The organism is Gordonia westfalica (assembly GCF_900105725.1).
GTDB lineage: Bacteria > Actinomycetota > Actinomycetes > Mycobacteriales > Mycobacteriaceae > Gordonia > Gordonia westfalica.
The window spans coordinates 1,904,274-1,917,289 of the sequence record NZ_FNLM01000034.1 but is presented as its reverse complement, the minus strand read 5'-3'; the positions used below and the strand labels follow the sequence as shown (position 1 = coordinate 1,917,289).

Annotated in this window: 14 protein-coding genes; 6 read left to right on the top strand and 8 right to left on the bottom strand. The window is 68.9% G+C overall.

The genetic code is table 11. The features are described 5' to 3' along the window. Positions 1-3: 3 nt before the first annotated feature. Positions 4-228 carry an acyl-CoA carboxylase subunit epsilon gene (locus BLU62_RS14120; RefSeq protein ID WP_074850136.1) on the bottom strand — a complete coding sequence of 75 codons (225 nt, stop codon included), beginning with the start codon at positions 226-228 and terminating at the stop codon, positions 4-6. Next, entirely contained in the window at positions 225-1,853 is a 1,629-nt protein-coding gene (locus tag BLU62_RS14115) for an acyl-CoA carboxylase subunit beta (RefSeq protein WP_074850135.1), read from the bottom strand. Before BLU62_RS14115 ends, BLU62_RS14120 begins: the two co-directional genes overlap by 4 nt. A gap of 300 nt (positions 1,854-2,153) precedes the next feature. Here BLU62_RS14115 and BLU62_RS14110 point away from each other — a divergent pair, with 300 nt between their 5' ends. Further along, positions 2,154-2,945 carry a biotin--[acetyl-CoA-carboxylase] ligase gene (locus BLU62_RS14110; RefSeq protein ID WP_074850134.1) on the top strand — a complete coding sequence of 264 codons (792 nt, stop codon included), beginning with the start codon at positions 2,154-2,156 and terminating at the stop codon, positions 2,943-2,945. A 1-nt stretch (position 2,946) separates the two neighbouring features. Here the strand turns inward: BLU62_RS14110 and BLU62_RS14105 are convergent, their stop codons facing one another. After that, positions 2,947-3,600, bottom strand: coding sequence for a hypothetical protein (locus tag BLU62_RS14105; RefSeq protein WP_074852903.1), 654 nt, complete (start codon positions 3,598-3,600; stop codon positions 2,947-2,949). A 96-nt stretch (positions 3,601-3,696) separates the two neighbouring features. Between BLU62_RS14105 and BLU62_RS14100 the strand changes: the two genes are divergently transcribed. Genes BLU62_RS14100 through BLU62_RS14090 form a run of 3 tightly spaced genes read left to right on the top strand, consistent with a single transcriptional unit; the run spans position 3,697 to position 6,381 of the window. Beyond that, entirely contained in the window at positions 3,697-4,290 is a 594-nt protein-coding gene (locus tag BLU62_RS14100; RefSeq protein ID WP_074850133.1) for a PH domain-containing protein, read from the top strand. Next, on the top strand, positions 4,287-4,967 hold the full coding sequence (locus BLU62_RS14095; protein WP_074850132.1) for a response regulator transcription factor: 681 nt from the start codon (positions 4,287-4,289) through the stop codon (positions 4,965-4,967). Before BLU62_RS14100 ends, BLU62_RS14095 begins: the two co-directional genes overlap by 4 nt. A gap of 40 nt (positions 4,968-5,007) precedes the next feature. Next, the gene (locus BLU62_RS14090; RefSeq protein WP_074850131.1) at positions 5,008-6,381 is read left to right on the top strand and encodes a sensor histidine kinase; all 1,374 of its coding nucleotides are present in this window, start codon (positions 5,008-5,010) and stop codon (positions 6,379-6,381) included. Here the strand turns inward: BLU62_RS14090 and BLU62_RS14085 are convergent. Continuing rightward, positions 6,353-6,913 carry a GtrA family protein gene (locus tag BLU62_RS14085; RefSeq protein WP_208863633.1) on the bottom strand — a complete coding sequence of 187 codons (561 nt, stop codon included), beginning with the start codon at positions 6,911-6,913 and terminating at the stop codon, positions 6,353-6,355. The two genes, BLU62_RS14090 and BLU62_RS14085, sit on opposite strands and share 29 nt — an antisense overlap. Before the next feature lie 78 nt (positions 6,914-6,991). Between BLU62_RS14085 and BLU62_RS14080 the strand changes: the two genes are divergently transcribed. Beyond that, on the top strand, positions 6,992-8,305 hold the full coding sequence (locus BLU62_RS14080; RefSeq protein WP_074850130.1) for a 5-(carboxyamino)imidazole ribonucleotide synthase: 1,314 nt from the start codon (positions 6,992-6,994) through the stop codon (positions 8,303-8,305). Continuing rightward, positions 8,302-8,826, top strand: a complete 525-nt coding sequence (gene purE / locus BLU62_RS14075) for a 5-(carboxyamino)imidazole ribonucleotide mutase (protein ID WP_074850129.1) — start codon at positions 8,302-8,304, stop codon at positions 8,824-8,826. Before BLU62_RS14080 ends, purE begins: the two co-directional genes overlap by 4 nt. On the opposite strand, the gene BLU62_RS14070 is transcribed toward purE, so the two are convergent. The 4 genes from BLU62_RS14070 to BLU62_RS14055 all read right to left on the bottom strand — a co-directional run bounded on the left by BLU62_RS14070 (position 8,823) and on the right by BLU62_RS14055 (position 12,808). Then, positions 8,823-9,677 carry a dienelactone hydrolase family protein gene (locus tag BLU62_RS14070; RefSeq protein WP_074850128.1) on the bottom strand — a complete coding sequence of 285 codons (855 nt, stop codon included), beginning with the start codon at positions 9,675-9,677 and terminating at the stop codon, positions 8,823-8,825. The two genes, purE and BLU62_RS14070, sit on opposite strands and share 4 nt — an antisense overlap. A 4-nt stretch (positions 9,678-9,681) precedes the next feature. After that, complete coding sequence (locus tag BLU62_RS14065; RefSeq protein ID WP_074850127.1) at positions 9,682-10,056, bottom strand: nitroreductase family deazaflavin-dependent oxidoreductase; 375 nt, start codon at positions 10,054-10,056, stop codon at positions 9,682-9,684. A 77-nt stretch (positions 10,057-10,133) separates the two neighbouring features. Then, positions 10,134-10,856, bottom strand: coding sequence for a TIGR03089 family protein (locus tag BLU62_RS14060; protein WP_074852901.1), 723 nt, complete (start codon positions 10,854-10,856; stop codon positions 10,134-10,136). Beyond that, positions 10,844-12,808, bottom strand: coding sequence for an LCP family protein (locus BLU62_RS14055; RefSeq protein ID WP_074850126.1), 1,965 nt, complete (start codon positions 12,806-12,808; stop codon positions 10,844-10,846). The genes BLU62_RS14060 and BLU62_RS14055 overlap by 13 nt, the downstream gene beginning before the upstream one ends. Positions 12,809-13,016 lie beyond the last annotated feature (208 nt).

Here is a 13,016-nt window from a genome sequence, read left to right as displayed (position 1 = left end):
GTGTCAGTAGCGCAGGTTGGTGAAGCTCGACGGTGCGCCCCACTGCGGACGCAGGCGATCGACCGGATGACCCCAGTCGTTGCGGACCTCCGGCCCCTGCTCGCCACCGCCGGCACCCGCGCCGGCCAGGACGGTCACCAGCACGGCGACGTCCTCGTCGGTCGGGTTGCCGCTGACGACGGTCAGGAACGGCTTCTCGGTGCTCTCGTTCACAGATGCCTCACTCACAGCGGGATGTTCCCGTGCTTCTTAGGCGGCAGGTTGACCATCTTGCGCTCGAGCAGCTTGAGCGCGGTCGCGATCTGGCCGCGGGTGTGGCTCGGCGGGATGACCGCGTCGACGTAGCCGCGGGCGGCCGCGACGTACGGATTGACGAGGGTGTCCTCGTACTCCTGCTGCAACTCGAGACGCAGCGCATCGACGTCCTCGCCCTTCGCGGCAGCTTCCTTGAGCTGGTTGCGGTAGACGAAGCCGACGGCGCCGGAGGCACCCATCACGGCGATCTGCGCGGTCGGCCAGGCGAGGTTCACGTCGGCGCCCATGTGCTTGGAGCCCATGACGTCGTAGGCGCCGCCGTAGGCCTTACGGGTGATGACGGTGATCTTGCCGACCGTCGCCTCGCCGTAGGCGTAGAGGAGCTTGGCGCCGCGGCGGATGATGCCGCGGTACTCCTGGTCGGTGCCGGGCAGGAAGCCGGGCACATCCACCAGGGTGACGATCGGGATGTTGAAGGCGTCGCAGGTACGCACGAAGCGAGCGGCCTTCTCCGAGGCGTCGATGTCGAGGCAGCCGGCGAACTGGGTCGGCTGGTTGGCGACGATGCCGACGCTGCGACCGTCGACCCGGCCGTAGCCCACGATGATGTTCTTCGCGTAATCGGCCTGGACCTCGAGGAATTCGTCGTCGTCGAGGATGCGGCGGATGACCTCGTGCATGTCGTACGGCTGGTTCGGCGAGTCCGGGATGAGCGTGTCGAGTTCGAGGTCCTCGTCGTTCAGGGTGTCCTCGATGGACCCGGCGGCCGGCTGCGCGACCGGCAGGCGCGGGGCGTCGGCGCGGTTGTTGCTCGGCAGGTAGCTCAGGAGCTCCTTGACGTACTCGAGCGCGTCCTCCTCGTCGGAGGCGACGTAGTGCGCGGTGCCCGACTTCGCCATGTGGGTGGTCGCGCCGCCGAGTTCTTCCTGAGTGACCTCTTCACCGGTGACGGTCTTGATGACGTCGGGGCCGGTGATGAACATCTGGCTGGTCTTGTCGACCATGACCACGAAGTCGGTCAGTGCGGGCGAGTACACGTGGCCGCCGGCGGCGGCACCCATGATCAGCGAGATCTGGGGGATGACACCCGAGGCGCGGACGTTGCGGTGGAAGATCTCGCCGTACAGGCCGAGGGAGACCACGCCCTCCTGGATACGGGCGCCGGCGCCGTCGTTGATGCCGATCAGCGGGCGACCGGTCTTGATGGCAAGATCCATGACCTTGACGATCTTCTCGCCGTAGACCTCACCGAGGCTGCCGCCGAAGACGGTGGCGTCCTGCGAGAAGATGCAGACCTCGCGGCCGTCGATCGTGCCGTAGCCGGTGACCACACCGTCTCCGACCGGACGACGCTCGGCGAGACCGAAATTGGTGCTGCGGTGCTTGGCGAGTGCGTCGAGTTCGACGAACGAACCCTCGTCGAGCAGATGGGTGATCCGCTCGCGGGCGGTCAGCTTGCCCTTCGCATGGGTCTTCTCGACGGCGGCCTCGCCCACGGGGTGCTTCGCCTCGTCGAGACGATTGCGCAGATCGGCGAGCTTCCCCGCTGTCGTGTGGATGTCGGGAGCGGCGGAATCGTCGCGTGAAGCTGTGGTCATGACTGTCGATGCTAACTACCCGAGTGTGAGCCACGTCAACCGGATCAACGTGAGATATCCCTCAGGTTCCCGAGCGATCGGTCGGTGGCGATCTGTTTGTCCGGTTTCACGCGATCCTCGACCCATGTGGCCAGCGGTTACGCGGGGAGCGACGGTCTCCATGAACTCGGTGACCCCGCGCCGAGTTCGCTGACGAGCGCGTAGGGACTCTTTGCCGCGCCGACGTTTCGGCGGGTTTGCGCCGGTCGACGTCACATCGGCGGTCATCACCTCGGGGAGCACCCAGTAGGTTCTTCAGACATGACCCTCGACGCCGATCTGCTCCGGACCCGACTCGCCGACACCCGATGGCAGCGGATCGAGGTGGTCGATGCCACGGGATCGACCAACGCCGATCTCGTGACCCGCGCGGCGACCGAACCCATCGGCGGGACGGTGCGTCTGACGACCGACCAGACCGCGGGACGCGGACGGCATGCGAGGGCCTGGACCGCGCCGCGGGGGACGCAGCTGGCGATGTCGGCGGCGGTCGACGTCGGCGAGCACACCGAGCACCTGGGCTGGCTGTCGCTGCTGGCCGGGTTGGCCGCCGTACAGGGCATCAGTGACGCGATCGGGGTGCGGCCCACGCTCAAGTGGCCCAACGACGTCCTGATCGACGGACGCAAGATCGCCGGAATCCTCTCCGAGTACACGCGTTCGCCCCACACCGGACAGGGCGAAGGCGGCGTCGCGGTCATCGGTACCGGGCTCAACACCACGATGGCCGAGGACCAACTACCGGTCCCCACCGCCACCTCGCTGCAGCTGGCGACCGGTCAGGAGATTCCGCTCACCGAGCTCGCCGCGTCGTACCTGCGGGCGTTGTCGGATCTGCTCGACTTGTGGCCGCATGACGTCGACGGCCTCGCGGCACGTTACCGCGACGACAGCGACACCATCGGACGCCGCGTGCGTCTGGTGCTCCCCGGCGACGAGGAGGTGATCGGCACCGCGACCGGCGTCGACGCGTCGGGGCGGATCGTCGTCGACGCCGACGGGCGCCAGGTGATCGCGGCCGCAGGCGACGTCACGCACCTGCGGCCGGTGTAGGTCAGCCGGCGGGACGCTGCAGGCTCTTCACGCCCATCGCGGGGATGATCGTCAGCGGCGGTAGACCGATGACGAGATGCAGGATCGCGGTCTCGATGCCGACCGAGGTCTGCTGGTAGGTCAGGATCGGGATCAGCACCGCCGCCACGAGGAGCAGCGCGACGATCCACCGATAGAACTGGTTGGGCGCGGGCGTGATGAGCTGCAGCACGTACCACAGCGCGCCCGCGGCGAGTGCGCACAGGAATCCGACGACGCCGAACCAGATCTCGCTGGCCGCCACCGGGTTCCAGACCCCGAGCTTGCCCGACTCGTTCACCTTCTCGACGAAAGCCGAGATGATCCAGGCGACCAGCCAGGCCGCGAGGCCGGTGACCACACCGGTCATCACCACGCCGCCGGCGAAGGTGACCGGGTTGACCTCGGGCCCGCGTCGCGGCGCCCGGGCCGGCCGCGGCTGCTCGGCGTATCCGCCCTGATCGGCGTACCCGCCCTGCGCTGCATATGGGTCGGCCGGATACGAATCGCGGTACGGCTCGGCGTACGGATCCTGCTGGCTGTAGGCACGGGAGTCCGGGTTGTAACCGGACTCGTAGCGAGCGGTCCGGGGATCGGGGTCGCGGGGTTGGCGACCACGCGGGTCCTGATAGGTCATCACATTCTCCTCGCCGACCGCCCACGTGCCCGGCGGTCGATCGGTGCTGGTGTTCGCAGTCTACTCAGCGAGGCCCGGTGCAGGCCCGTCCCGATTATGCTGAGCCGCATGGCTTACCCGCGGGAGAACCTGGCGCACGGTGAACGTGTGGTCCTCCACCGTCACCCTCACTGGAAGTGTCTGCTCGGCCCGTTCCTGCTGTTCGGGATCATCACCGCGGCCGCGGGCGTCCTCGCCGGTGCGATCGCCGGATCGTCGCTCGGCTCGACGCCGCGGACGGTGCTGCTGATCGTCGTCGGCGTCGTGTGGGCGCTCGGCCTCGTCTGGTACTTCGTCCGGCCGCTGCTGTCCTGGAAGACAACGCACTTCGTCCTCACCGATCGTCGGGTGATGTTCCGCAACGGAATCATCACCCGGTCCGGGATCGACATCCCCATCCGGCGGATCAACACCGTCGAGTTCCGCCACGGCCTGATCGACCGGATGTTGCGGACGGGAACCCTGGTCATCGAGTCGGCGTCCGACGAACCCCTGTCCTTCGACGACATCCCGCAGGTGGAGAAGGTCCACTCGCTGCTCTATCACGAGGTGCTCGAGATGTACGGCGACGACGACCAGCCCGACGACGACTACGGTGATCCGGGCGGAGCCGCCGACCGACCCGAGAGCAGAGGAGCGCGGGAACGTTGACCAACGTGCTGCTCGCCGAGGACGACGCCGCGATCGCCGAACCGCTCGCGCGGGCGCTGTCCCGAGAGGGATACGGCTGCGAGGTCGTGAGCACCGGTGCCGACGCGCTCGAGAAGGCCCTCGACGCCCGCTATGAGCTGCTCATCCTCGACCTCGGGCTCCCGGTCCTCGACGGACTCGAGGTCTGCCGTCGGGTGCGCGCCCAGCGACCCGCCCTCGCGGTGCTCATGCTCACCGCGCGCACCGACGAGGTGGACTTCGTGGTCGGCCTCGACGCCGGTGCGGACGACTACGTGGGCAAACCCTTCCGCCTGGCGGAGCTCCTCGCACGCGTGCGCGCGCTGCTCCGCCGCCGTCAGCCCGGGGACGGCGACCCCGTGCTCGAGGGCGGTGACATCCGGCTCGACGCCCGGGCGCGGCGCGTGCTGGTCAACGGGCAGGACCTCACCCTGGCGAACCGCGAATTCGACCTTCTCCGGTTCCTCATGGAGCGGGCGGGTGAGGTCGTGTCGCGCGAGGAGATCCTCACCGAGGTCTGGGGTTCGGCCGATCTGCGGTCGTCGAAGACCCTCGACATGCACATCTCCTGGCTGCGCCGGAAGATCGGCGACGATCGCCACAACCGCCCGCGCCACATAGTGACGGTGCGCGGCGTCGGTTTCCGGTTCGACCCCTAAGACGATGCCCCTGCGACCGGCATCGATGCGACCTGCTTCCATGCGCCGACGCCTGCTCACCACGATGATCGCGGTCCTGATCGCGGTCGGTTGCCTGCTGGGCATCCCGCTCAGCGTCGTGGCCTGGTGGTGGGTGGCCGACAACGCCCACCAGGATCTCGACAACCGTCTCAAGGTCATCGCCGATCAGCTCATCCGGCAGGAGGGCGCCGACGGACGGATCCCGACGGACGCGGTCAACCGGCAGTCCTTCGAACTGCTCATGCCGCCCAACGGCCGCCTGACCATCACCTACCCGGACCTCGAGGGCACGAACCAGCAGATGGTCCTCGGCGCCGACATCGCCGGTGCCCGGCTGTCGGAATCGATCGGCCTGGGCGATGCCGGCACCCTGACCCTGTCCATCCCGCGGGACGAGGTCCGCGACGATCAGCTGACCGCCGCCGGCGTCGTCCTGCTCGTGGTGGTGGCCTCGGTGATCGGCGGATCCGTGGTGGCGGCGGTGACGGCGGGCCGGATCGTCGATCCGCTCACCGATCTCGCCGACCGCGCGGCGACGCTGGGTCGGGCCGACTTCCGCACGAAATGGAAGATGTACGGCATCGCCGAACTCGATCGGGTCTCGCGAGCGCTCGCCGACGCCAACACCGCCCAGGCCCTGAGGCTCGAACGGGAGCGCGAGATCGCCGGGGACGCGTCGCACCAGCTGCGCAGTCGTCTGACCGCGATCCAGCTGCGACTCGAGGAGTTGACGCTGCACGACGACCCTGCGGTGGTCAGCGAAGCGGAGGCGGCACTCGATCAGGTCGAACGACTGGCCACCGAACTCGACGAACTGGTCGAGGCCTCGCGCGCCGACGAACCCGAACCGCACTTCGTCGACATCGGCGACATGCTGACCACCCTGGTGGACGACTTCCGCCACGCCTTCGCGGCGCAGGGCCGGGACCTGACCTTCACGATCGACGGCGCGCCGCAGGCGCTCACCTCGCAGTCCGGCCGGTTGCGCGAGGCGGTGAGCGTGCTGGTCGACAACGCCCTACAACACGGCCGCGGGACGTGCCGGATAGAGGTGAGCACGCTGCAGGCCGGCGACCTGGCCCGCATCACGGTCGCCGACGAGGGGGCGGGCGTGGCCGATGAGATCTCCGCGCACATCTTCCGACGCGGGTTCTCGGCCGGAGCGCGACCCGGTGCGGGTCGTAGCGGCGTCGGCCTGTCGCTGGCGCGAGCGCTCATCGAGGCCGACGGCGGGCGACTGGAACTCACGGTCCGACGGCCACCCACGTTCGCCATCGTCGTTCCGGCGCGGTACGCCAGCGGTTACGGCGAGGACCCGGAGGAGCACGAGGACCCCGGGCCCGGTGACGACTCGGACAGCGACGTCAGGCGTGACCGAGTTCCTCATCGTTGAGTTCGGCGAGCGAGGGGTGCAGGTCGGTGGACCCGGCGTCGCCGCCGCGGAGGAGTTCTTCGGGAAACGCGAACTTGCGCAGTGCCCAGAACCGGAAGGCCATCTGCATCAGGTTGCCGATGACGTAGCCGAGGATGAAGTCGACGATCACGACCTCGGACACGCTCAGATTGGACCGCATGTCGAAGACGTTGTTGCCGACGAACAGTGGTGCGGCCTGGAGGATGACGCCGATCCCGCTGATGACGAAGAACAGCAGCGCCTCATGGTGACGTTCGCGGCCGCCGCGGTTCTTGAACGCCCACTCGCGATTGAGGATGTAACTGAGGATCGTCGCGAGCACGCCGGCGATGACCTTGGCGATCACCGGCTTGGTCTCGAGGATCGTGAGGCTGAGGCTGTAGAAGATGGCCAGGTCGAAGATGAAGGTGGTGCCGCCGACCATGGCGAACTTGATGAGTTCGTGGTGCCGCATCACGAGCCGTCGAATCGGCGATGGGAGGCGAGCGATCAGCTCGTCGATGAATGGCACAAGATCCGAGTGTACGAAACGAAACCGCGAGGACCGTTCTCCGGGCGGTTGTGCGGATGACAGAGCGGACGTGCCACGATGGTTCGCGTGAATCCACGCGAGCCGGATGGAGCGCCTGTGAACGGGCCTGTGACCTCGAAGTCCGCGGTGCCGCCCACCCCGGAAGCGGCGCGGAGCGCCGGCGCGGCGTCGGGTATGCCGAAGGTCACGATGATCGGTGGCGGTCAGCTCGCCCGGATGACGCATCAGGCCGCGATCGCGCTCGGACAGTGTCTGCGCGTGCTGGCCGCGTCGGAGTCGGACCCGGCAGCGCAGGTGAGTGCCGACATCGTCCTCGGCTCGCATGACGACCTCGACGACCTGCGGCGTGCCGCCGAGGGTTCCGCCGCGCTGACCTTCGACCACGAGGGCGTGCCGCTGCATCACCTCCGGGCGCTCGAAGCCGAAGGGGTGGCGGTCCTCCCGCCGTCGAAGGCACTGCACTTCGCGCAGGACAAGCTGGCGATGCGGGTCCGTCTGGCCGCGTTGGGTCTGCCGGTCCCCGAATTCGCCGACCTCGCCGGTGATCGTGAGGCCGCCCGCGCACGTCTCGTCGAGTTCGGCGAGTCCCACGGCTGGGAGATCGTGATCAAGGCCGTGCGTGGCGGCTACGACGGCCGCGGTGTGTGGCTCGTCGACGGCGCCGACGAGGCTCTCGCGGTCTTCGACCAGTACCCGTCCGACGCACCGGCGCTGCTCGCCGAACAGAAGGTGCCGATGCGCCGCGAGCTGTCGGCGATGATCGCCCGGTCGCCGTTCGGGCAGGGCGCCGCGTGGCCGGTGGTGGAGACGATCCAGCGCCACGGTCAGTGCGCCGTCGTGCTCGCGCCGGCACCGGATCTCGACGACGACGTCGCCGAACAGGCGCAGCAGATGGCGTTGCGACTGGCCGACGAACTCGGCGTGGTCGGCGTCATGGCGATGGAGCTCTTCGAGACCGTCGACGGCGCGCTCGTCGTCAACGAGCTGGCGATGCGCCCGCACAACAGCGGCCACTGGTCGATGGACGGCGCGGTCACCTCGCAGTTCGAGCAGCATCTGCGCGCCGTCCTCGACTACCCGCTGGGCAACACCGCGCCGATCTCGCCGCTGACCGTGATGGCCAACATCCTGGGTGCGCCGGAAGCGCCGGAGATGTCCATGGACGAGCGCCTGCACCATCTGATGGCGCGGATGCCCGAGGCGAAGGTGCATCTCTACGGCAAGGGTGAGCGGCGCGACCGCAAGATCGGCCACGTGAACATCGTCGGCCGCGAAGGTGAATCGATGGAATCGGTGCGTGAGCGCGCCGAGCGTGCCGCGCAGTGGATGTCCCGCGCGACGTGGACCGACGGATGGGATGTGCATTCATGAGTGAGAACGCAGGTACGAGGGGCGGCCCGCGGGTCGGCCTGATCATGGGCAGCGACTCCGACTGGCCGACGATGAAGGCAGCCGCGGAGGCACTCGCCGAATTCGACGTGCCGTTCCAGGTGGGTGTCGTCTCGGCACACCGCACGCCGCAGCGCATGCTCGACTACGCCGCGGGCGCCGCCGCCAACGGCATCGAGGTCATCATCGCGGGAGCCGGTGGGGCAGCACACCTTCCGGGCATGGTCGCCTCGGCGACCCCGCTACCGGTCATCGGTGTGCCGGTGCCGCTCCGGCACCTCGACGGGCTCGACTCGCTGCTGTCGATCGTGCAGATGCCCGCCGGTGTACCCGTCGCGACCGTCTCGGTCGGCGGTGCGCGCAATGCCGGTCTGCTCGCCGTGCGCATCCTCGCCTCGTCCGAGCCCGCTCTGCAGGAGCGGATGGTGACGTTCCAGAGGAACCTCGAGCAGATGGTCCTCGATAAGGACGCCGCGCTCCAGCAGGAGCTGCTCGGCGACTAGCCTTGTGCGGCAGGAGATTCCGGCGTGGTGGGCTGCAGATCGAGTTTCTCGGTGAAGAAGTCCATCACCCGGTCGAAGGCTTCTCTGGTGGGTTGTCCGGGTTCGTCGTAGAGGTCTTCGGTCAGCACCGAATGCGGCCGGGGGAACATCGAATCCGGGTTCGCCGCGTCGTCGGGGAGTTCGATCCCGATGAACGAGTCGCCGAGAAGCTGCTGGAGATAGGCGAATCGCGAACGCGGAGAGAGCTGATCGCCCGCGAATCGCAGCCCCATCACCTCGAGCCCGCGGGCGCACCGCGCCTGCACTTTCGCGAGATCGGCATCGTCGACGTCGATGGCGCGTGCACGCCCGGGGAGGACCGCGAACGGCAACGACGGCTGCGAGAGCACCGGCGCCAGCATCCGTTCGTCGGTCGCCATCGCCAGCGCGAAGCCGCCGGTGAAACACATCCCGACCGCACCCACTCCCGGACCGCCGCAGCGGTCGTGCTCACGGGCGGCCAGCTCGCGCAGCCACGCCGCGACCGGTGAGGTCTTTCCCGTTGCCAGAACGGTGAATTCGCGGGTGATGCAGGCCTTGGTGATCGTGCCCAGCATCGTGCGTACCGCGCCCACCCGGCCGAGATTGTCCGGCCTCGGATCCTGGCCGTCGACGCCGAACAACGACGGCATCACCGCGGTGGCACCGAGATCGGCGATGCGTCGGGCCACGTCGGCGACCTTCGGGCTGATGCCGGGCATCTCGGCGATCACGATGACCGCCGGCCCGGTGCCCTTGTGGTAGACGCGACGCGTGTCGCCACGCAGGGTCACGTCCTCGGCGGTGAAATCGTCGAGCGGATCGTCGGCCACCGGGTCAGTCCTTGTGCAGGGTGCCGATGAGCGCCGACTCGAACAGCCGTGCCGGGATCTTCGCGCCGGAGGCGAGGTCGGGGGAGTCCGACGGCACCACTCGCGGGCCGGTGACCCGGTAGCGCTTGTCCTTGCGGATCAGGCCGAACGAGCCGGCCGCCTGGACGTTGCGCACCCAGTCGGTGTGCCTGCCGTAGGTGAGGATGATCGTGAGCTTGTCACGGTCGACCCAGGCCAGCACCGGAATCGAATAGGTCTTCCCGGACTTGCGGCCGACATGCTCGACCATGGCGAACGGCGCCAGGTGGGGCGCCCACTGTCGCTGGATCGGATTGGTGACGATCTTGTTGAATCGGGCCAGTGCGTTGGGCAGTCGCATGTCCCCACTGTGCCTCAAAACCCGCGATCCCGCGGGGCCTTGGTATCTGATCCCGCGGGGTCGCGCGGCATTTGCGGCTATTCGGCGAGAACGACTCCGGCCTTCTCGACGTCGGCGATCGCGGCCACGCGCTCGGCGGTCGCGTTGGCGACGTGTACGAGACTGCCGCCGGCGACCAGCGGAGCGAGCAGATGTGCCAGGACCCCGGGCGCGGTGTGCCACCGACGCGTGGACACCACGCGGGTACTAGCGACGATGCCGTCGCGTTCGGCGGCACCCCGGGCGTCGGTGATCACCTCGGCAGTGGTCGCGCCGTCGAGGGCTGAGGTGGCGGGCGACCGGGAGAAGAACTGGTCGCCGTGCACCCGTACGACGCTCCCGTAATCGCCGACCCCGGGCGGGAGATCGCGCAGCGGCAGGGCGAACGGATCGAGAGACGCCACCACCACCTCGTCGGCATCGGGATGGTCGTCGAGGCGGTCGCGCGACGTGAACACCAGCACTGCGTCGTCGAACCCCTCGGTGTGCACATCGGCGCCGGCCCAGAGTGCGCCGAGGACGATACCTGCGGTCTGCCAGTGCTCCGGCAGGTCCACCACGACGACATCGCCGGCGTTCACGCCGATCTCGTCGACGAGGTAGTTGGCGGTCTTCGCCGCCCAGTTGCCGAGGGTGGCCGCGGACAGCTCGGTGCGCTCGCCCGTCGCCTCGTCGTAGTAGGTCAGCAGCGGACGCGAATGGTCGGCCACCGCACCGAAGATCGCGTCGGCGACGGTGTTCGGAGTGTTCAGTTCACGCACATCGGCCCCTTGTTCCCGGCGGTGATCGGCGGCCGCTTGTTGCCGACACGCTCACTGGCCGGGGTGTTGTCGGACTGGTCGCCGGTGTCGCCGAGCCCGCCCGGTCCGGCATAGGTGTTGGTGAGCACCACCTTCAGATGATCGTCGGCGAGCTTCGGGTCCTCGACGATCTTGACCCCGCCGAGATCCTTCGCGAGAAGCCGTGCGGCGTCGTCATTCTTCTTGGCGTAGACCACCGAGTCCTTGGTGTCGGCCTTTCCGCTCGACGTCTCGCCGGACTGATAACCCTTGTTGGTCAGGATGTTCGCCACATTCGAGCCCAGGCCGTCGACGGTGCCGGCGTTGACGACGTCGACCGTGAAGTCGCCGCGCTGGGTGTCACCGGCCGCCTGCTTCGCGGTGAGCAGGTCACTCGTGTACGTCTGTACCGCTTGCGGATCCACCTCGACGACACTCTGCTGGCCGTCTTCGCTCCAGCCCTGCTCGGTGACGATGGGGATGGTCGCGAACTTCACGCGGCCGCCGCTGAGATCCTTGAACTGCTCGGCGAAACTGATGATGTTCCAGCCGTCGTCGATGACGATCGACCGCGCCACGGCATCCTGCATCTCGGACAGCTTGCCCGGATCGGTGAGAGTGCCCGCGGACAGCACCTTCTGGGTCAGCGAGGCCATGAAGGCCTGCTGGCGGGTGATGCGGTCGAGGTCGCCGCGGGGGAGTCCGTGGCGCTGGCGCACGAAGCTCAACGCCTTGGGCCCGTCGAGGGTCTGGACGCCCTTGCGGAAGCGTGCACCGCTGAGCGGTTCCCGGACCGGCGCATTGAGGCAGACGTCGATTCCGCCGACCGCATTGGTCAGCAGGACGAAGCCGAGCAGACCGACCTCCGCATAGTGGTCGACCTGGACTCCGGTGAGGTTGGCGACGGTGTCCACCAACGCTTTTCGGCCGGCCAGCGTGCCTTCCTTCTCGGCGGTCTCGGGAGACTTCCCGGCCTCCACGGCGCGGGCGCGCACGCCCTCGCGTGTGGTGCCGTAGGCGGCGTTGATCTTGCTCATCCCGATGCCCGGCACGTCGACGTACGAGTCGCGCGGGATCGAGATCGCGGTGGCCGACGAACCGTCCTCGGGGATGCGCACCAGCAGGATGGTGTCGGTGTTGGTGGCGACCTCCTCGCCCGACCGCAGGAGCTTGATCTCCTCCGGCGAGAGCGGATTGCCCTTCGCGTCGGTGCGGGAGTCGGTGCCCACCAGCAGGATGTCGACGGCGCCGTCCTTCGCGCCGCCGAGACCGAGTCCGCCGAGTTGCGTGATGCGGGTCTCGAGGTCGGACATGGTGTTCCAGGCGTATCCGGTGCACAGCAGCACGGCGACCGAGGCGATCGCGATCAGCGAACGACCCCATCCGGCACCCGACGCCCATCTCGCCCGCGCGGGCGTGTCGGTGCCGGGCGGTGCGGTCGGCGGGGCGGCGGATGCGGTGGAGACCTCGGTGGCCGAGAGCTTCTCGGTCATCTCGGCTGCGGCGGCGACGGCCGCAGAGGCGCGCTTCCTGGGCCCGGGCTTCTGCGGCCCTGCTTTCCTGGTTGCAGCGTTCTTTGCCGTGGCCTTCTGCGCGGCCGCGTTCTGCGCGGCCGCCTTCTTGGCGGCGACCTTCTTCGGTACGGCGTTGCCGACCGGCCCCTTGTCCGACCTCGGCTTCTCCGTCGCGGCCTTCGGCGGAGTCGACTTCCTGGCGGGGGTCTTGCCTTCCTCGGGCCGCGGCCGGCGCTTGCGGGGCGGTTCCTGAGGTGCGGGGCGCCCACGATCGGTGGGTGCCGACCGCGTGTGGATCTCACCGGACGAGCGTCGGCCGAGAGGTTCGTCACCGCGTCGCGGGCGGCGGGGAGAAGCGGGATCCTGCGGCGGCACACGCCTGCGCGGGTCGCGCGCCTCCGGGGGCCGGCGTCGGGGCATGCCCTCGGCGTCCCGGGCGGGGGTACGGTCCGGCGGCGGCTGACGCCGGGCACGCTGCGGGGAATCGCCGCGCGGAGGCATCTCGGGAGCACGACGCACCACCCGGCGCCGCGGCGCGGGAGCCTCGGCGTCTGCAGGACGCGGTCGGGCGCCCTGGGGTGGGCGACCCGGCTCCGGCGGTACCGCACGCCGGGGACGCGGCCGCCCA